Raw genomic sequence first — 19,712 nt, forward strand, 5'->3', positions numbered from 1 at the left:
GAGGGCTGTGTCAGGCGCATCCATTTGCGTGCTCCTTCGGAGAAAACGAGTATGCAAGCCACGTTTTACTCCAGTCGGGCTTACTGCCGCTGCCCTCCCACATAGCATCTACGCCGGTCACGCGTTCGACCGCGCTCATCGCTTCGTGAATCGTCTTCTGCGCGTCGGACACGAGCGCTGCGCCCTCCTCGACCTTGGCCGCGGATTCGCCGATCAGCTCCTTGATCTCCTTGGCCGCCGCGCCCGAGCGCTGCGCGAGACTGCGCACCTCCGAGGCCACCACCGCGAAGCCGCGGCCCTGCTCGCCGGCCCGCGCCGCTTCCACCGCCGCGTTCAACGCGAGAATGTTGGTCTGAAACGCGATCCCTTCGCTCATGCCGATAATCTCCGTCACCTTGCGCGACGATGCGCTGATCCCGTCCATCGTTTCGGTGACGCGCGGCACCACCGTGCCGCCGCGCGTGACCGTATCGAGCGCGCCATGCGCGAGCCGGGTCGCCTGCTTCGCGTTGTCCGCGTTCTGCTTCACCGTCGCCGCCAACTGCTCCATGCTCGCGGCGGTCTGTTGCAGCGCGGCCGCCTGCTGCTCGGTGCGCGCGGACAGATCCGCATTGCCCGACGCGATTTCGTTCGCGCCCTGCGTGATCGCGGTCGTGTTGCCGCGCACCTTCGCGACCGTCTCGACGAGGCCGTCGCGCATCTTTGTCAGCGCGCCGAGCAACTGACCCATCTCATTGCGCGACTTGACCTTGATGACAACCGTCAGATCGCCGGCGGCGATGCGCTCGAAGTGCTTGACGGTTGCGTTGACCGGCTTGATCAGCGCCGCCGACAACGCGATGCGCGCCGCCACGGCGATCACGAGCGCGATCACGCCGACCGCGACGAACAGCAGCGTCGCCAGCTGGAAGCGCTGCGCGGCGGTGACGGCTTGCTGGTGCTGATTGGCGACCTGCGCGTTTTCGAACGCGTCGATGGCCTTCGAATAGGTCGCGTATAAACTGTTCGCGGTGTCGCCCTGGATGTTGCGGAAGGTATTGAAGTCGAAGTCGGTGAGCGCCTTGAACTCCGGCTCGAGCGCCTTGTCGACCAGCGCGGTGCGCGTCTGCGCGTCTGCGCGTCTGCGCGTCTGCGCGTCTGCGCGTCTGCGCGTCTGCGCGTCTGCGCGTCTGCGCGTCTGCGCGTCTGCGCGTCTGCGCGTCTGCGCGTCTGCTCGACGCTCTGCGCGAGCTTGCGCTCGTCGTCGCTCGCAAACGGGCCGGCCATGTAGTTGCGGAAGTCCTTGTTCGATTCGAGCAGCACCTTGTGCGCGGCCGGCAGCAGATCGTCGGTCTGCTTGCCGACGCTGAAGAGCGTCTGGTAGGTGCCCAACGCGAGCTGCACCTGCAACAGCTTCTCGGAGTCATCGAGGCTGCTGTTGGCGAGTTTGAGCGCGCCGTAGCCGACACCGATCACCGTCAGAAGGAAAACGACGAATACGCTGATCACCAGCGTCAGGCCGCCACGAATTGTGATGTTATTTAGCATTGGGTCTCCGGAACGTCTTGCCGATCTGCGGCGAACAGGTTGGCAGGCACACGCGCCGCCGGTTGCGGGTGGTTTGTTGCCGATGGCTTGTTGCGCGTGACTTACACTTCGCTGGGGCCGGCCCTCGCCGCATCCAGGTTAACGACCGCGCGCGCTGCCCGCTGGATAGGTGAAATCCATGACTGGCGCGCCTTTGCGCCCGCTTTGAACCTCACTATCCGGGATCTGCCGCGCATTGCGCGACAATGACGCAAGCGCGCCGCTTTGCGGGCGCCGTGCGTTTCGTTTGTATAATTCGGCGTCTTCGCTCAGGCCCACTTTCATGCTTAGTTTTGCGCTCGGCTTTCTCGTTTCACTGCTGATCACGCTGTTGATCGTGCGCTATGCGCATCTGCATGAAAAACTCTCCACCGATAACGATCTGGCCGGCGTGCAGAAATTCCATGTGCGTCCGGTGCCGCGCATCGGCGGGACCGGGATTCTGCTCGGCTTGATCGTGTCGGCCGTGCAGCTGCATCGTGCGTATCCTGCCGTATCGGGCGGCATCCTCGGGCTGATCGCGTGCGGCATGCCGGCCTTCGGCTCGGGCCTCGTCGAAGATCTGACCAAGCGCGTGTCGCCGCTCGCGCGCCTCATCTGCACGATGGCGGCCGCCGCGCTCGCGTTTTTCCTGCTCGATATCGCGGTCACACGCATCAGCGTGCCGCCGCTCGACTTTCTGCTCTCATACGCGGTGATCTCGTTCGCGGTCACGGTGCTGGCCGTCGCGGCGCTCGCCAACGCGATCAATATCATCGACGGCTTCAACGGCCTCGCGTCGATGGTCGCGTTCATGATGTTCGCGTCGCTCGCCTACGTGGCCTTCCAGGTGTCCGATCCGATCGTGCTGTCCGCGTCGTTCATGATGATGGGCGCGGTGCTGGGCTTCTTCATCTGGAATTTTCCGGCCGGGCTGATCTTTCTCGGCGACGGCGGCGCGTACTTCATCGGCTTCATGCTCGCCGAACTGTCGATCATGCTGGTGATGCGCAATCGCGACGTGTCGGCGTGGTATCCGGTGCTGCTGTTCATGTATCCGATCTTCGAGACCTGCTTCTCGATCTACCGGAAGAAGTTCGTGCGCGGCATGTCGCCGGGCATTCCCGACGGCGTGCATCTGCATATGCTGGTCTACAAGCGGCTGATGCGCTGGGCGGTCGGCGCGCGCACCGCACGCGAGCTGACGCGGCGCAATTCGCTGACCTCGCCGTACCTGTGGCTGCTGTGTCTGATCGCAGTCGTGCCGGCGACGTTGTTCTGGCGGCATACGCTGCATCTGTTCTGCTTCGTGGTGGTGTTCGCGGCGACGTATGTGTGGCTTTACATGAGCATCGTGCGGTTCAAGTCGCCGCGGTGGATGGTGGTGAGGAAGGCGAAGCGGTAATGAAAAAAGGCGCCAATGGCGCCTTTTTTCATTGACCAATGCCGAAGGTTACCGCCGTCGCACGACCTATGACGCCCGCGTCACCGGCGTCACGCTGCGCAGCGCGGTGGCGGTGGCCGGCTGGTATTCGGGCACCCAGCGGCGCAGGTCGCGGCGAACTTCGTCGTCGGACGGCACACGGTGCTGCATCAGCCACGGCAACAGATTATCGATCAGGCTGTCCGGCACTTCACGGGCGCGCGCGATGCGCAACTTCGGATGCGGCGTGCGGGTCGTCGTTTCATCATCCGCCAGCAGTTCTTCGTAGAGTTTTTCGCCAGGCCGCAGCCCGGTGAACACCACGCGAATCTGCTCTTCGGTAAAGCCGTACAGACGGATCAGATCATGCGCGAGATCGGCGATGCGCACCGGCTTGCCCATGTCGAGAATGAAGATCTCGCCGCCGCGTCCCATGCTCGACGCCTGCAACACCAGTTGCGACGCTTCCGGGATCGTCATGAAGAAACGGGTGATCTCCGGGTGCGTGACCGTGACCGGGCCGCCGCGCGCAATCTGCTCCTGGAACTTCGGAATCACGCTGCCGGCGCTGCCGAGCACGTTGCCGAACCGCACGGTTTCGAACTGCGTGCGCCGCGTGCCCTGCGCCTGCAACGCCGAGCAGGCCATCTCCGCGAGGCGCTTGCTCGCGCCCATCACGTTGGTCGGGTTGACGGCCTTGTCGGTGGAAATCAGCACGAAATGGGCGACGTCGTGACGGATCGCCGCGCGCCCCACGCGATACGTGCCGAGCACATTGTTGCGCACGGCCTGCCACGTGTTCACTTCTTCCATCAACGGCACGTGCTTGTAGGCCGCCGCATGAAACACGATATGCGGACAGTAACGCGCCATCACCTGGTCGAGCAGCAGCGAATCCTTCACGTCGCCGATGATCGGCACCACCGACACTTCCGGATACTTGTCGCGCAGCTCTTCGTTCAGGCGATAGATCGAGAACTCGGAGACATCGAACGCCACCAGTTGCACCGGCCCGAAGCGCAGAATCTGCCGGCACAGCTCCGAGCCGATCGAGCCGCCCGCGCCCGTCACCATCACGACGCGGTTCTTCAGCAGCGCTTCGACGTGATCGGTGTCGATCGTCACCGGGTCGCGGCCCAGCAAGTCTTCGAGGTCGATCTGACGCACTCGCGACAGAAACGCCTGGCCCTGGGTCAGCGGTGTGAGCGCCGGCAGCGTCATGGCCCGCACGCCCGCGCGCACGCACAGCGTGGCAATGCGCCGATGCGCTTCCACGGAAGCCGACGGCACCGCAATGATCACGTGCTCGACTTTCAGCTCGGCGGTGATCTTCTGCAGATCGCTGATCGCGCCGAGCACGCGATAGCCGTAGATTTCGCGGCCCTGCTTGACCGGATCGTCGTCGAGCAAGCCCGCGAGGCGCCATTCGCCCGAGCGCTTCAGTTCGCGCACGAGGTTCGCGCCCGCATTGCCCGCGCCCAGCACCAAGACCGGCTTGCCCTGCCCGACCAGACCGCCGTAGCGATAGAACTCCTTGGCCGCGCGATAGAGCGCGCGCGAGCCGCCCATCGAGAGGAACAGCAGCATCGGCGAGACGATCAGCACGGAGCGCGGCACCACCGGCGCCGGTTGCAGCAGCGCCGAGGCAATCACGACGACCAGCGCGCCGACGCCGATCGCCTTGGCGATGCGCACGAGGTCGGGCAGGCTGGCGAACACCCACATGCCTCGATAGAGCCCATAGCTGCGGAACATCACCGCGTAAATCAGCAGCACCCACACCAGCGCGTGCATGCCGCTCGACCAGAACGCACTGGGCACCGGACCGTTGAAACGGATCACGTATGCCAGCATCCAGGCGAGAGCCACCGCGCACAAGTCGAACGCAAACGCACTGAACGAAAGCCATCGGGCTTTAAATCTTTTCATTGCGCAGAACCTCAGGATTGCCCGGAACGGGACGCGTGACGCCGCCAGCGGCGATCAATGCACAGCCCGGCGACCGCCAGCACGGCAGCCCAAACGGCGACAACCAGCCATTGACTCAGGACGGCAAATTGTAATGCCCATATAGCAAGCATTATGCCCGCCACCATGAACAAATACCAAACCCATGCCGTCGATGCGTGTCCCAAACCGGACTGCACCAGTCTTTGATAGTAGTGTTCACGGTGCGCTTGCCAAAATTTTTCGCCGCGCAGCAGGCGTTTGAGGAGCGTCACCGACGCATCGCCGATGAACGGCGCGAAGCACAGCGCCGGAAACCACACCGGCCACACGCCTTCGCGCCAGCCCCAGTAGCCGAGCGCGCCGGCGAGGAAGCCGAGTGGGATCGAACCGGCGTCGCCGAGAAAAATCCGGGCCGGGTGGAAATTGAACAGAAGAAAGCCCGCCGCGGCGCCCGCCACGGTCACGCAAGCCAGCGCCAGCGCGGGGTCCGGATGGGCCGCTTGGGTCGCTTGGGCCGCTTGGGCCGGCAGCGACGCCGCGATCGCATAGCCGCCGAAGCCGAACAGCGCCATGCCCCCCGCGAGACCGTCGGAGCCGTCCATGAAATTGTACAAATTGACCAGCCAGACGAGTAATACCGCCAGCGCCGCCAGCGCCCACCACGGGACATCGGCCGGATAGACGGCGATCAGCGCCGCCACCGCCGCCGCGTGGCCGCCGAAGCGCACGCGCGCGGGCAAGCCGCGGCGGTCGTCGATTTGCGACAACGCGGCCAGCAACGCCGCCAGCAACGCAGGCAGCCAGAGCGCCGGCGCGACGAGCCAGATCAGCACCACGGCCACCGGCACGATGCCCCAGCCGCCGACGCGCGGCGTCGGCCGCGTGTGCAGGGAGCGGTCGTTGGGGATGTCGGTGGCGAGACGCCACGCGAGACCGCTCCTGAGCAGCGCCCACAGAATCGCCGCGCACGCGCCCAGCGCGAGCCCGCCGCACACGAGCAGATGGACAACCGGGTAGGCAGAGAGTGAAGCAGTCGACATCGAGAGTAGGTTCAACAATGCGGGTTAGTGCGTTTCGGCGCGTTCAGTGGGTTCAATGCGTGGAGCGATACCAGGCGGCTGTCTCCAGCAAGCCGTGCTCGACGGTATACGGCGGATACCAGCCAAGACGTTCGCAGATGTGCGAACTGTCGAGACGCAGTTCGCCGATCAGCCGGTCGACCTGCGCCGAGCGGCCGGTCAAACGGCCCGCAAGCCGCAGCACGCCGACCGGCACCGGCACGAGGCGCAACGGCGCGTGCAGCTGCGTCGCCAGCGCTCGCGCCAGTTCCGCCACGCTCAGATCATGGCCGTCGGTGACATGAAAGGTGTGGCCGGCAGCACGCGGATCGGTGGCGCAATGCACTAGCGCGTCCGCGAGGTTGTCGACGAATACCATGCTGCGGCGCGCGGCAATCGCGCCGAGCGGTAGCGGCACACCCTTGGCGATCGCGCCCATCAGTTGCAGGAAGTTCGCGCGCACGCCCGGACCGTAGACCAGCGGCGGTCGAACGATCACGATCTCGAGCCCCGACTCGCGGCCGTAGTCGAGCAACGCGCGCTCGGCTTCGAGCTTCGAGATGCCATATGGATCGGACGGCGCGGGCTCGTCCGTTTCCTTGATGGGCCGGCCAACGCTGCGTTCCGCCACCGCCTTGATGCTGCTGACGAAAACGAACCGGCGCGCGCCCGCGCGACGGGCCGCGGCGGCGACGCGCAATGCGCCGTCGACGTTGGTCGCACGATAGGCGGGCAGCGGATCGGCCACCGTCTCGTGCATCACGTGGACGCGCGCGGCGAGATGGATGACCGCATCGCAATGCAGCGCCACCGGCCAGCGTGGTTCGATGCCCTGGAAGTCGTCCGTATCGAGCAGCCATTCGCGCACGCCGTCCGCGGCCGTGTGTGCACGGCGCACCGCACCGACGACGCTGTCTCCGCGCTGCAGCAACGCTCTCGACACTGCCTTGCCGACGAATCCGTTGGCGCCCGTGATCAACACACACTGTGTCATCGGCAAGCTCCGGCTAACCCGCTCGCGCGGCTCACCGACGCGTCTGCACGGTCACAGGCCGCTTTGCCGCGTCGAACCCGTGCGCCCGCCTGATCCGCGTGACCGGAGGTTGCCCGCGCTCGCGCGGCGGGCCGCCCCGCCCGGGAGCGCGAACGCAGGCCGGCAAGGCCGGCCCGATCCGGATATGACAGGAAAGGCTGATAAGACACGATACAATCTGGCATCGGCGATGCTTGTCAGGAAGTCTGGCTGGGAACGTATTGTATGCGGGCGGCTTCCGCTGCGGCCCGCTCCTCGTAATGGTTAGGCGCTAAAATGTGGCGGCGGCTAACAGATTGAAAGCACGGCGAAGCCCTGGCCGTGATGATAAAACGGACGGGCGACCCTGACGCGCAGTCCGCACACTTCGTAACATCTCAAACATATTCGCGCATGTGGAATTCGTGGTTTCGATCCGACGTGCTCGACGACAGCACAATCAAACTCGCCCCAGAGCGGCGTGAGCGGCCAGCGGCCCGCGCCCCGGTGAGCCAGCGCCTGAGTGCCGCGACAGCGCGCGGCATGCTCCCGTGAGGAGGTCCCGAAACATGCCGGCAGGGGCGCACTCGCGTCTCTCGCGTCTCTCGCGTCTCTCGCGTCTCTCGCCGATTGCCGTTGCACACCGTTCAGGCTCGTCATGTCCGATGCCCTCAACGCGATCGGCACGCGCCGCATGTCGCGCCGATCTGACGAATAGAAAACGTTCGAGCAAATAGAGTCCCACCTATGAAAGTGCTGTTCGCCACTTACCCAATGGCTTTCCACACCCCCGGAGGCGGAGAAATCCAGTTGCTTGCGTATCACAAGCACCTGCCCTCGCATGGCGTGGACGTCACGTTGTTCGATCCATGGAAGCCGCGCTTCCTCAAACACGACGTGGTTCATTTCTTTTCATGCGTCGGCGGCTCGGTCCACTTCTGTAACTTTGTTAAACAGTTGGGCTTGCCGCTGGTGGTTTCGTCTAGTCTCTGGGTGACGGAGGAAACGAAGCACCTCTATCCGATCGGCGAGATTCATCATCAGTTCTCGCTGGCAGACCGGGTGGTGGCGAATTCGGAGATCGAGTGCGACACGCTCGCGCGAATCTTCGACCTGCCCCGGGCAAAATTCATCAGCGTGCTCAATGGCGTCGAACCGGGCTTTTACGAGCCAGTCGCGCCGGAACTGTTCCGCGGCGAATTCAAGATTCAGGATCGCTTCGTCCTCAACGTGGGCAACATCGAGCCGCGCAAGAACCAGTTGGCGCTGATCAAGGCGATGAAGTCGTTTCCCGAGCTCAAGCTCGTGCTGATCGGCCATCAACGCGATCCCGAATACGCGCGAGCATGCTTCGCGCAAGGCGCGGACCAGGTGATCTACGCGGGCACGCTCGCTCACGACTCGCCGGTGCTGCGCTCAGCGTATGCCGCCTGCGAAGCGTTCGTCCTGCCCAGCACGCTGGAAACACCGGGACTCGCCGCGCTCGAAGCGCATGCCGCGGGTGCCCGCATCGCGGTGACGAAAGTTGGCTCTACCGAAGAATACTTCGCGCAGCACGTCGCCTACCTGGATCCGTCCGACGTCGACAGCATCGCCCAGTCGATTCGCGACACGCTCGCACAACCGCGCACCGGCACGGTGGACGCCGCGCGCGACCTGACGTGGCAGGCCGTCCTGTCACCCCTGAAAGACCTCTACGATTCCCTGCTGACAAAATGAACTTCGAACTTCGTCCCCTGAATAACGTCGAGACCTCCTCGAACCCCGAGTTCGCGTGGCTGGCGACCAATGGCGACCCACAGTTCGAACTGACGGGCTGGGAAGCGTTGTCCGGATGTGCGGCGCGTATCTCGTTCGAACTCGCGAAAGAAGACATGCCGGCTTCCCCGTGCATGCTCTACGTCGACGCGGGCGCCGGCATGTCCGAACACACCGCGATCGGTCTCGCGGTCGGCGCTGACGGGACGGTGGATCAGGTCGTGGCGTTTCCGCCGCTGGTCGGGCCGTTGCGCCTCGACCCGATTGCGCGCTCGGGACTGTTCTCGGTGAAGAACTTCAAGCTCGAGCTGCTTTCGGACGCGCAATGTCCGCAGGAACTGCGCGAACGGGCACGCCGGATGGCGTCGTGGCGAGGCGGCGCGCAACCCGCCGCGGCCCCGGCCGTGGGCCACACCTATCAGGAGTGGATCGACGTGCACGAACCGCCCGCGTCGCTCTACCCCGCATTGCGCGCCCGCTCGAAAACGTGGCAACTGCAACCGCTCGTCAGCATTGTCATGCCGACGTACAACACGCCGGAAAAATGGCTGCGCATGGCGATCGATTCGGTCGTCAATCAGGTCTACGAAAACTGGGAATTCTGTATCGCGGACGACTGCTCCAGCAAGCCTGAAGTGAAGGCGGTGCTGGACAGCTACGCCGCCAAAGACCCGCGCATCAAGGTCGCGTACCGCTCCACCAACGGCCATATCAGCGCGTCGAGCAACACCGCGCTGGAACTGGCGGTGGGCGACTTCGTGGGCCTGCTCGACCACGACGACGAACTGCATCCGCTCGCGCTCTACTGCGTCGTCGAACTGATCAACGCGCATCCTGACGCAGCGGTGATCTATAGCGACGAAGACAAGATCTCGATCGATGGCGTGCGCTCGGACCCGTACTTCAAATGCGACTTCAACTACGATCTGTTCCTGAGCCAGAACATGATCTCGCATTTCGGCGTGTACAAGACCTCGATCATGAAAGAGGTCGGCGGCTTCAGAACCGGCTTTGAAGGATCGCAGGACTACGACCTCGCGTTGCGCGTGCTCGATCGCGCCGGTCATCACACGGTGTATCACGTGCCTCGCGCGCTCTACCACTGGCGCATGATTCCCGAAAGCACGGCGGCCGGCCATGAAGCCAAGCCGTATGCGCACATCGCCGCGATGCGCGCGCTCGACGAACACCTCGCGCGCAACCAGATCAACGCGCATACCGTCCACGCGCCCGGCACGGACGCTTTCAACAAGGTCGTGTACGACTTGCCCGAAGTGCTGCCGTCCGTCGAAATCATCATCCCGACGCGCGACTCCGCGGAGCTCGTCGAACAATGCGTGGAATCGGTGCGCCAGAAGTCGAGCTATCCGAACTTCCGCATCACCATCATCGACAACGGCTCGGTCAAACAGGCAACGCATGACCTGTTCGCGCGCCTGCAACAGGACGAGCGGATCAAGGTCGTGCGCGACGACTCGCCGTTCAACTACTCGGCGCTGAACAATCGCGTCGCGCTGGCGAGCACGGCCGACTTTGTCTGTCTGATGAACAACGACATCGAAGTGATCAACGCCGACTGGCTCGAAGAGATGGTGTCGGTGGCGCTGCAGGCGAACGTGGGCGCGGTGGGCGCAAAACTGCTGTACCCGGACGACACCATCCAGCACGGCGGCGTGGTGCTCGGCGTCGGCGGGATTGCGAGCCATGCGCACAAGCACTTCCCGAACACGGTGCCGGGCTATTTCGCGCGGGCGCGCCTGCGCAATGCGATGAGCGCCGTGACCGCGGCGTGCCTGCTGATCCGCCACTCGATCTACAAGGAAGTCGGCGGGCTCGACGAGCAGTTGCACGTCGCCTATAACGACATCGACTTTTGCCTGCGGGTGCGTGAAGCGGGCTATCGCAATGTGTGGACGCCCTACGCCGAGCTCTATCATCACGAGTCGGCTACGCGCGGCGCCGAAGACACGCCGGAAAAAATCAGCCGCTTCAACCAGGAATCCGAGTTGGTCAGGCAGCGCTGGGGCGCTCTGTTGCTGAACGATCCCTCCTACTCGCCCAATCTGACGCTGACCGCCGACGACTTTTCCTTCGCATGGCCTTCAAGGATTGCAAATCTTGGCTAATCTGGGACCGAAAAAGAACAAGACGGGGTGGCTGGCAGAGTACCGGCACCCGTCGCCGACAGAGCTTTTCTGCCTGCCGAGCGCGATCTACTTTCTGATGAAGTTCAGAGCCGATCTCGCGCCCTTCAATTCCAAGGCGCTCGACGATCGGATCACGCTGTACTTCTGGTGGGAAATGACGGCGCGTGAGACGTATCCGGACTTCGACTGGGTACTTCGAGAGGAAGATCTGGAATATCTGCGTCAGCTCGACAACGACACGCTGATCGAGCGGCATCCGGGCGCGCTCACGTACTGGCTGGGCACGACTTTGCCGAGCGTACTCGACACGAAGCAACTCGACGAGACACTGCTCGAACCGCAAACCGTATTCGAAGAAGCCGGCCTGCAATTGCCGAAGCTGATCACCATGATCGTGGCCAACCGCGGCGATCTTTCGCAGGCGTTCAAGCTGGACACGCTGAGCGGCTATCTGAATTGCCTCGACTGGTGGGAAGCGCATGGTCAGGATGCGAGCCCGAGAGTGACGTGGCGCCCGCCCGTTTCGTGGCCCGCACTGCTGGAGCCGATCGACGACCCCAGGTCCGGCACCATGCCCTTTCCGCGCTTTCTCGCGCTCATTACGACCGAGCGGCACGATCTGCGCAGCGCGTTTGACCTGAATACCTTGATTGGCCGGCTCGAATGTCTGAGCTGGTGGGCAGATCACGGCCATCGCGAGTATTTGCGGATCAAATGGTCGCAACCGCCGATCGGCGGCGCCATGGTCGAGCCGGAGCAGCCCCCCGTCGACGATGGCCCGCATGTGCCGCGCTTCCTCTCGCAGATCGTCGACGAACGGCCGGACCTGCAAGCCGCGTTCGGTCCGCTGCAGTCTTTTACCGGACGGCTGAATTGCCTGTCGTGGTGGCTCGAACACGGCCAATTCCAGTATCGGGCGATCAAGTGGGTGCCGCCCACCGTACCCGCGCCGCTGTTCGAGATGGAATGGGGCGAACATCCGGACTGGCTGCCGGTGCCCCGATTCCTGCGCTTGATCCGCGAGGAGTGGCCGGATTTGCAGGCGCTCTGCCCGCTGGACAGTTTCATCGGCCGCCTCAAATGCCTGTCGTGGTGGGTCGAACACGGGGAGCGGCAATTCCCGGTGATTCACTGGGTCGCCCCCGCGTTGGGTGAAGACCTGTTCAGGATGGAAGCCGGCGAGCAATGCGCTCTGCCGCTGCTGCCCCGCTTTCTGACTCTGATCCGCAATGAGCGGCCCGACCTTCAGGCGGACTTCGATCTGGACAGTTTCAGTCAACGCCTGGGTCTCCTTTCGTGGTGGGACAAAGACGGGCACAACGAGTATCACGCGATCAAATGGTCGGCCGCCGGCTTGCCCGGATTGTTGGAGCCGATCGACGACCCCCAGTCCGGCGCCATGCCCTTGCCGCGCTTTCTCGCGCTCATTACGGCCGAGCGGGCCGATCTGCGCGGCGCCTACGATCTGAATACGCTTACCGGCAGGCTCGCGTGCCTCACCTGGTGGGAAGAACATGGCCACCGCGAGTATTCGCTGATCAAGTGGGCGCCGGCGCCGATCGGCAGCGCCATGCTCGAACCCGAGCAGCCCGCCGTCAACGACGGCCCCGACGTACCGCGCTTCATCGCCCAGATCGTCAGGGAGCGGCCGGATTTGCGGACGTTCTGTGCGCAGAACAGTTTTATCGGACGTGTCAACGCCCTGTCGTGGTGGGTCGACCATGGGCAGTTTCAATATCCGGCCATTCACTGGGTCCCGCCGGCGTTGAGCGAAGACCTGCTCAGGATGGAACCCGGCCAGCAATGCACTCTGCCGCTGCTGCCCCGGTTTCTGTTGTTGATCTGGAAGGCGCGGCCCGACCTTCAGGAATCGTTCAATCTGGACAGCTTCAGCCACCGCCTGGGCCTCATTTCGTGGTGGGACAGAGACGGACAGCGCGAGTACCACGCGATCAAATGGTCGGCGACCCGCTTGTCCGAAGTATTGGCCAGCATCGACGACGAGCAGCCGGCCGACGACTCTTTGCTGCCACGCTTTCTCGTTCTGATCGCGAGCGACCGCGCCGATCTGCGCAGCGTGTACGACATCAACACCGAAGCGGGCCGCGACCAGCTCGCGGCGTGGTGGAACGAATGGGGCGAAGCCGAATACCCGTTGCTGGGATCGCTCAAGGTGCGGTGGGTCGACAGCACCGGCGACAGCGATGATGACGAGCGCGAGCCCGCGCGCTATCACGCCCGAGTCGAAGGTGTCGGATACGAACACGGCGTGAACGTGATCGGCTTCCCGCAAGGCGTGCTCGGCCTCGGCGAAGATGCGCGCATGGCCGCGCGCGTGTTCCAGTTGACGTCCACGCCGGTCGCGCTGATCAATGCGCCGATGTCGGGGCCGGCGAAGCTGGACCACTCGGTCGACCACCTGATCCGCGACGAGCTCAAATACCGCATCAGCCTGATCTGCCTGCCGGCGCCGGAGATGGTGCGCCTTGCGCTGGAGGGCGGCCGTAAATTGATCGATGCGCCGACTCACAAGATCGGCGCGTGGCCCTGGGAACTGCCCCACTGGCCGAGCGCGTTCGGCAAGGTGCATCAGATGGTCGACGAGATCTGGGCGCAGAGCCGCTTCGTCCAGAGCGTCTACAGCCGCCTTGGCGACACGCCCGTCTATCACATGCCGATGGCGGTCGAAGTGCCCGCTCCAGTGGACCCGAAACGTGAACGGTTTGGGCTGCCGTCGAACGAGTTTTTGTTCTACCTGATGTTCGACGGCAACTCGTGGCTGAGCCGCAAGAACCCGCTCGCCGGCGTGCAAGCGTTCAAGCAGGCGTTCGGCAAGCACTCGCCGGGCGTCGGGCTCGTCATCAAGGCGATGAACGTGCGTGACGACGACCCTGTCTGGCGTGCCGTCCTCGAACTGGCCGCGGGAGATAGCCGGATTCACATCGTGTCCGAGCGTCTGAGCCGTCAGGACTCGACCGACTTCATGGCCTGCTGCGACGCCTACATTTCACTGCATCGCAGCGAGGGCTTCGGCCGCGTGATCGCCGAAGCGATGGCGTTGGGGCAGCCCGTCGTGGCCACCAACTTCTCCGGCAATGTCGACTTCTGCGAACCCGACACCGCGTTCCTCGTGGATGGCGAGCTCATCCCGCTGCGCCCCGGCGACTATCTGTTCTCCGAAGGCCAGTATTGGTGCGATCCGGACGTCTCGATCGCGGCTGAACAGCTCAAGCGCATGATCGACGATGTGCCGCTGCGCGAGCGCATCGCGCAGGCGGGCAAGGCACGCGTCGAGCGTGACTACTCAGTTGAAGCGGTCGCCCGCGCCTATGCGCGACGGTTGGCCGCCATTGCGGAGGCAAAGGCAAAATGACGCTGCGGGTGTGTGCTCCGGATATCTTCTCGGGCGATGCGGTGGGCAACCACTGCATCGGCTTCGTTCGAATGGCTGAGCGTCTAGGCCTCCAGGCCGAACTCTACGCACAGGGCTTCGATCCAGGAACATCCGGAGTCCAGCCGCTTGAAACGTTGTTCGCCAGCGTAGCTCAGGAAGACATCGTCCTTCTGAGTTACTCGATCTTCGATCCGTATCTCGAACAGATCCTCGCGCTGGACTGCAAGAAGATCTGCTATTTCCACGGGGTGACCGACCCTCAACTGCTGCGTGCGCTCGAACCGCGCACTGCGCAGTTGTGCGAGAAGGCGCTGATGCAACTGCCGTTGCTCGCGGGTTTCGATCTCGTCGTCGCGAATTCTCAAAGCACCGCGGAAAGCCTTTCCGGCATTCTCGATGCGAGCGCGGTGAAAGTCGTCCCGCCGATCTTCGCGGACATGCCGGTCTTCAGGCGCGAGCCGCCACGCAGTGGACGCAAATGGCGCGAGCCGAATCTGCTGATGGTCGGCCGCGTGGTGCCGCACAAGCGTATTGAAGACGGCATCGACATTCTGTCGCTGCTGAAACAGCGTGAACTCGCCGCGACACTGACTATCGTCGGTAGCGCGCCGAACTACGATTATGAGAAGTTCCTGATCAATCACGCGCGACGCCTGGGCGTGCTGGAACAGGTCGATTTCAAGGGCATGCTCGACGACGCCGATCTGTTCGAGTGTTACGAGTCCACCAGTGCGCTACTCGCGATGAGCCGGCATGAAGGGTTCTGCGTGCCGGTGCTCGAGGCCATGCATTTCGGCAAGCCGGTGTTCGTTCGCGGCGGCACGGCCGCCCAGGAGATTTGCCCGCCAGACTGCGTGTTCGACGCCGATACCGCTCTCGCTGCATGGGTGCCGGCCGTGATGGCGCGCTTCAGCCAATCCGCCGGTCGAATTCCGACCGATGCGGCTTATGTGAAACACGCGGACGGCGTGCTGCAACGTGCAAGCGACGGCGTCTGGCGGGACATACTTGCTGGTGTTGGCGTTGGCGCAGCGAAAGCGGCCGCGCGAGCGCGCGCGAGTTCCACAGCCGCGCCTGTCGGCAAGCAATAGCCAGCGAGGCGCGCGCTAGACTGATCGGGGCGCGTAGCCCGAGTCACGCGCCAACACTCATCCGCTGCATGCGGCTACTTGCCCTTCCTTTCGAAATCGATCGGCGCCCCGGTATGCGGGTGCGGATTGAACGAAAAGTGCGCATGCACGTACTTCTGCGACAGCGTGCACAGCAAATCCATCAACGCGATCTGCCCGGACGGAAAGACCTCCTCCCGATCCGCGGCGTCGATCGGCTTTTGCATATACCGCACGATATCTTTTTCGAAATCGCTGACGCAATAGTCGAGAACCTTGTCGCCTTCAATGGGATAGGCGGCCACCTTCACCTCTCGATGCAGCGAAAGATAGGTACTGAACAGACGCTCGGCGACGAACGGAAGAAACGGCGCGTCGTCCGAGTGGATGGTGGGTTCCAGTACCGCACGCGCCGCTTCGCTGTCGCCGCGGGTTTCAAGAAAGGTGGCGATCGGCACCAGCACCTTGCCGACATAGCGCTCCCAGAAAGACTGCGAGCCGACCCAGAAATTGCAATAACACAGGGTGTCCGCTGACTGCCGAGGCGCCTCGCGCAAGTTCCACGGAATCTCGCACGCGTCGAGCAGCAACTGGCTGCGTTCCACCAGCCCAGGGTGGGCATGCTCACCCTGCATCCACGCGTTGAACGAGAAATACACCAGTTGCGGAAAAGGATTGATCAGACAGACATCGGCATCGAGGTTGGCCTGCACGAACTCCAGAAACCGGCTGCCGTCGATCTGCGCCTTCAGCGCAAATTTCGGCGAAAAGAGGCCGGTGAATTCCTGCTGCAAGTGCATGCCCTTCCGGTACATGTCGACCAGAATATAAAATTCGCGCCACGCAGCATGAGCGTTGTCTCGAAGCACGAGCGGATGGAAGGCCTTTTCAGAGAGAACCTGTCCCGGCGCGTAAATCGGCTCATAGATCTTGATGGATGCGCTCATGACAGCCCTGCGATCTGAAGATAGAAATTACCGGTGTGCACGTTGCGCCGGAAGATCGTGATCGATGCGTTCGGCACCAGCACGTTAGGAAATCTGGACAACGGAATGTTCAGCAGGTACTGCGAAATCACCGAAATCGGTCCGGCATGACAGACGGCGGCCATCAAGCCTGGCGTATCGGCCTGCCGCAGAAATTCCTCTTCGACCCAGTTCACGGAACGCGCGGCCAACTCGAGGTGCGACTCGCCCCCTTCATAGCGGTCCGACAGATGTTTGCCCCACTCGGGGAAGGTCTGACGAAAGTCTTCGGCTTTCCACGTCGCGAACCGTCCGGCATTGGTTTCGCCGAGACGCTTGTCGACGGTCCAGTCGCGCTTGTCCTTGAACAGCACTTCGGTGGTTTGCAGCGCACGCAGCCACGGACTGGAAAAGACGCGGTCCGGCACGAGGCCGTGGTTTTCCATCAGCGTGCGTAGCTTCGCGGCCTGCTGCATGCCGTGCTCCGTCAACCCGTCCTGTTCGGTCGAGTTGAGCAGGCCGGCAACGTTGCCGAACGATTGGCCATGGCGAATTAAAAGAAGATCCATAGTGGGCTAGCGGCGTAAAGACGTGGGATCGGGCAAGGCCTTCAGGAACATCGTCGAAATGTGCCGGACGCTGAAACGGTCGAATACGTCGGCATAGGCATTCATGCGAATCGATTGCCGAAGCCCGGCGTCATCAAGCATCTCTTCCAGCGCCTGCGTCCAGCTCTGCGCATTGTTCGACGCGATATACCCCGTCACACGATGCTTCACGTTCTCACGATAAGTTGGGCAGTCGGAATAGATGCTCGGAATGCCGAGGCTTCCATAATCCGCATATTTGATCGGCGACTTGCACGAATTGAAGAACAACGTATCGGGATCTTCTTCCGCACCGAGCGGAACGATCGCGAAGGTATAGCCTTCGTCGCGAATGGCCTGCTTGTATTCGAGGTTGCCCCGGCTGCCACGATGCGTCATGCGGGGAATCGAATTCAGTTCCGGGAACGGGTCACCCCAGAAGTCGATCGACAGGTTCTCGTGGCGCGTGATGAAGCTGCGCAAGGTGGCGAAGAAATCTTTTCTGAAATTGACCAGCTTGATGCCGTCGAGATTGGAGAAGATTATTTTCGGCGGCTGCTTTTCCGTCCAGAGTTCGGGCGAGAGATCGAAAGCCTGATGATCGAATCCGTTGGGAATGATCAGCACGTCCGAGCGCCGCACTTTGCGCATACGCTCCTGCAGCAACTGGTTCGACGCGGTGGCCGCGCTCGCCTCGCGAATCATCGCGAGCACGTTGTAAAGCACGTCCTCGTTCATTTCGAGGACGCTCCACGAAGGCAGATCGAGCAGCCAGTCGTCCAGATCGTAGATCGTATGGAGACCGAGTTCGTTCGCCATCCGCATGATCTTCAGCGAGAGGTTCGATACATGCTTGTTGAACAGCACCACGTCGAAGCGATGCAGGTGACTGACCCCGACTTCCTCCTCCGAAATCTGCTCCCATTCGATAAGCTGACGCCGCTGCATGTAGGTAAGCAAAGGCGCAAACCGCGCGCCGATCGTGCGAGACTTCATTCGCCCATCGGTCATGGATCGCCGCTGAACGACAAGCAGGCGAGGAATCTTAGTAATTTGTGAGGCCGGCATCGATCAGGTGTTTGATTAAGTCAGCTGCTACCGTGCTCGACGAGTGTCGTGCATAAACGCGCTCGTAATTGCTTTCGATCTTTTCGTCCCGGCCCTTGTCGGCGAGAGCGGCCTGAATGGCGGGGGCGATGTCCGATGCGCTGGTGGAGGCGGCGTACCAAACATTGTCGTCAAAGTGTTCGCGTTGCCAATCCCCATCTACCACGACGAGCGGCTTCTTGACGAACGCACCTTCAAGGCACGAGCGCCCCGGCGGATCGAAGCTCGGCTCCGCGACTACCAGCGCGTTGGCCAGCGCGGACCTCAACAGCGCGCTGCATGGCTGGATGAACGGCAGGAAGTGAATGCCGCGATGCGCCTCGCGCATGCACTGCCGGTTGTATTCGTCATCCCTGAACCCGCCCACCATCAGGCCGTTGATTTCAAGCTGGTTGAGCGCCCTGATCAGTTCAAGCTGGTTCTTGACCGGCTCGATCAAGCCGAGACACAGGACGTAATCCGACACGTCGCAGACCGTAGGCAGTAAATCTTTATCGGCGGGCGCAAGGAATCGGTCAGATATGCCGGAACCGACCACGACACACTTGCCGGGATCGGCGGTAATGTACGTATTGAAATGATCCAGCTCGGTCGACGACTTGAACAGCAGCCGGTCGGCACGCCGCGCAATGGCCTCGATCCGGCCGATTTCCGCCGCATCCGGCGGGCTCAGCCACCAGACATTGGGCCAGACAAAAAGCTTCTTGCCGTGGTTCACCGTCTCGCGGATGATCGCCTCGCCGTCCGCATGAACGGAGAAATGCATCACCGCGTCGTAAAAGCGCAGCGGCCGGCTGCGGATGCCGTAGATGTCGGCCTGTACGTCCGAATCGTTGAGGAGTTCGGCGACCTGCACGAGCTCCGACTCACCGCCGCCGCTCGTCATGAACGCGGTGCTGTGAGTGGTCAGGAGAATCTTGAAATGCATATTGCGGGCTCCGTCCCGAATCGTCCAGTGTCGTGGGCGCTGATGCCATGCGCATGGACAGCGCGGCGATAAGTCCGCGTCTGCCAGCGAAACCGGTCCAGGCCGTTTGTCCGTTTGTCGGCAGGGGCTTGATTTTACGCTAAATCGCCGCGCAGACGACTTGCGCGGCGACGCCCCAGACGGCGGGCTCGTGTCTTCGCGGAGCATTCCGCGCCTTACGATACCGAACGCCGCAGCGGCCGCAACCCCGCGCGAGCAGGTGCTGCCGCGTATCGCAGCCCGACGCGGCCCAGGCGGAAGTGCACCTTACCGGGCGCGGCTCCCGTTATGCCACGGTTGACGACAAATATTTTGTAAGCAGGCGTAAATTCTAGCTATCTCAGGCACTCTCAATAATGATACGAGACGATACTTTCGTGCGTCGGCCAGAGTAAGTTAGATTGGGTCGGTCCAGAATAATTGGGACGCGAAGATATTGGTTTTCGGTTCCATCTGCAAGATTCGCCTCGACGATATCCATCAAGCCGGAGACGCAAGATGTCGGCATCGACCGAACTTCTCAATACCCTTGCAGCACAGCATCCTGATATTGCAGACCTCATTTTGAGCCTGCACGACATTCAGGAAGCCTCCCGGCTGGCTTGCGACAAAAGTTCGGAGTCCATCAAGGTTCAGGTTCGTACGTAGCGGAATATCAGGCTCAGCGCAATACTGCGGACAAACGTGAAA

General features: G+C 62.7%; 14 protein-coding genes and 2 pseudogenes. 6 read left to right on the forward strand and 10 right to left on the reverse strand.

The genetic code is table 11. The features are described 5' to 3' along the window. Window positions 1–109 precede the first annotated feature (109 nt). From HV744_RS37130 to HV744_RS36765, 3 genes and pseudogenes are all read right to left on the reverse strand, one after another. Window positions 110–1,102, reverse strand: a pseudogene (locus tag HV744_RS37130) (methyl-accepting chemotaxis protein); the annotation flags it as partial. Between the two features lie 102 nt (window positions 1,103–1,204). Further along, window positions 1,205–1,527, reverse strand: a pseudogene (locus HV744_RS38215) (Tar ligand binding domain-containing protein); the annotation flags it as partial. A gap of 138 nt (window positions 1,528–1,665) precedes the next feature. After that, window positions 1,666–1,851, reverse strand: a complete 186-nt coding sequence (locus HV744_RS36765) for a hypothetical protein (protein WP_217469096.1) — start codon at window positions 1,849–1,851, stop codon at window positions 1,666–1,668. Between HV744_RS36765 and HV744_RS05335 the strand changes: the two genes are divergently transcribed. Beyond that, on the forward strand, window positions 1,850–2,950 hold the full coding sequence (locus tag HV744_RS05335; RefSeq protein WP_175148496.1) for an MraY family glycosyltransferase: 1,101 nt from the start codon (window positions 1,850–1,852) through the stop codon (window positions 2,948–2,950). The two genes, HV744_RS36765 and HV744_RS05335, sit on opposite strands and share 2 nt — an antisense overlap. A 66-nt stretch (window positions 2,951–3,016) precedes the next feature. Here HV744_RS05335 and HV744_RS05340 read toward each other — a convergent pair whose 3' ends face one another. From HV744_RS05340 to HV744_RS05350, 3 genes are read right to left on the reverse strand one after another with little or no spacing between them, the layout of a single operon-like run. Beyond that, a complete protein-coding gene (locus tag HV744_RS05340; protein WP_175148497.1) occupies window positions 3,017–4,897 on the reverse strand; it encodes a polysaccharide biosynthesis protein in 1,881 nt (626 codons plus the stop codon). 11 nt (window positions 4,898–4,908) lie between these two features. After that, on the reverse strand, window positions 4,909–5,958 hold the full coding sequence (locus tag HV744_RS05345; protein ID WP_175148498.1) for an MraY family glycosyltransferase: 1,050 nt from the start codon (window positions 5,956–5,958) through the stop codon (window positions 4,909–4,911). A 52-nt stretch (window positions 5,959–6,010) separates the two neighbouring features. Continuing rightward, a complete protein-coding gene (locus HV744_RS05350; protein ID WP_175148499.1) occupies window positions 6,011–6,970 on the reverse strand; it encodes a UDP-glucose 4-epimerase family protein in 960 nt (319 codons plus the stop codon). Window positions 6,971–7,735: 765 nt separating this feature from the next. On the opposite strand from HV744_RS05350, the gene HV744_RS05355 reads away from it, so the two are divergent. From HV744_RS05355 to HV744_RS05370, 4 genes are read left to right on the forward strand one after another with little or no spacing between them, the layout of a single operon-like run. Further along, the gene (locus HV744_RS05355) at window positions 7,736–8,707 is read left to right on the forward strand and encodes a glycosyltransferase (protein WP_175148500.1); all 972 of its coding nucleotides are present in this window, start codon (window positions 7,736–7,738) and stop codon (window positions 8,705–8,707) included. Then, window positions 8,704–10,872, forward strand: a complete 2,169-nt coding sequence (locus tag HV744_RS05360; protein WP_175148501.1) for a glycosyltransferase family 2 protein — start codon at window positions 8,704–8,706, stop codon at window positions 10,870–10,872. Before HV744_RS05355 ends, HV744_RS05360 begins: the two co-directional genes overlap by 4 nt. Continuing rightward, a complete protein-coding gene (locus tag HV744_RS05365) occupies window positions 10,865–14,266 on the forward strand; it encodes a glycosyltransferase family 4 protein (protein ID WP_246278949.1) in 3,402 nt (1,133 codons plus the stop codon). The genes HV744_RS05360 and HV744_RS05365 overlap by 8 nt, the downstream gene beginning before the upstream one ends. After that, window positions 14,263–15,378: a glycosyltransferase gene (locus HV744_RS05370; RefSeq protein WP_175148502.1), complete on the forward strand. Its 1,116-nt coding sequence runs from the start codon at window positions 14,263–14,265 to the stop codon at window positions 15,376–15,378. Before HV744_RS05365 ends, HV744_RS05370 begins: the two co-directional genes overlap by 4 nt. A gap of 74 nt (window positions 15,379–15,452) precedes the next feature. On the opposite strand, the gene HV744_RS05375 is transcribed toward HV744_RS05370, so the two are convergent. From HV744_RS05375 to HV744_RS05390, 4 genes are read right to left on the reverse strand one after another with little or no spacing between them, the layout of a single operon-like run. Further along, entirely contained in the window at window positions 15,453–16,343 is an 891-nt protein-coding gene (locus HV744_RS05375) for a hypothetical protein (protein ID WP_175148503.1), read from the reverse strand. After that, window positions 16,340–16,930: a histidine phosphatase family protein gene (locus HV744_RS05380; protein ID WP_175148504.1), complete on the reverse strand. Its 591-nt coding sequence runs from the start codon at window positions 16,928–16,930 to the stop codon at window positions 16,340–16,342. The genes HV744_RS05375 and HV744_RS05380 overlap by 4 nt, the downstream gene beginning before the upstream one ends. A gap of 6 nt (window positions 16,931–16,936) precedes the next feature. Further along, window positions 16,937–17,944: a glycosyltransferase gene (locus HV744_RS05385; protein WP_246278950.1), complete on the reverse strand. Its 1,008-nt coding sequence runs from the start codon at window positions 17,942–17,944 to the stop codon at window positions 16,937–16,939. A 49-nt stretch (window positions 17,945–17,993) separates the two neighbouring features. After that, complete coding sequence (locus HV744_RS05390; RefSeq protein ID WP_175148506.1) at window positions 17,994–18,983, reverse strand: glycosyltransferase; 990 nt, start codon at window positions 18,981–18,983, stop codon at window positions 17,994–17,996. 537 nt (window positions 18,984–19,520) lie between these two features. On the opposite strand from HV744_RS05390, the gene HV744_RS05395 reads away from it, so the two are divergent. Next, window positions 19,521–19,670, forward strand: coding sequence for a hypothetical protein (locus HV744_RS05395; RefSeq protein ID WP_175148507.1), 150 nt, complete (start codon window positions 19,521–19,523; stop codon window positions 19,668–19,670). Window positions 19,671–19,712: the final 42 nt, after the last annotated feature.

Origin of the sequence: Paraburkholderia ultramafica, from assembly GCF_902859915.1 — a bacterium.
GTDB lineage: Bacteria > Pseudomonadota > Gammaproteobacteria > Burkholderiales > Burkholderiaceae > Paraburkholderia > Paraburkholderia ultramafica.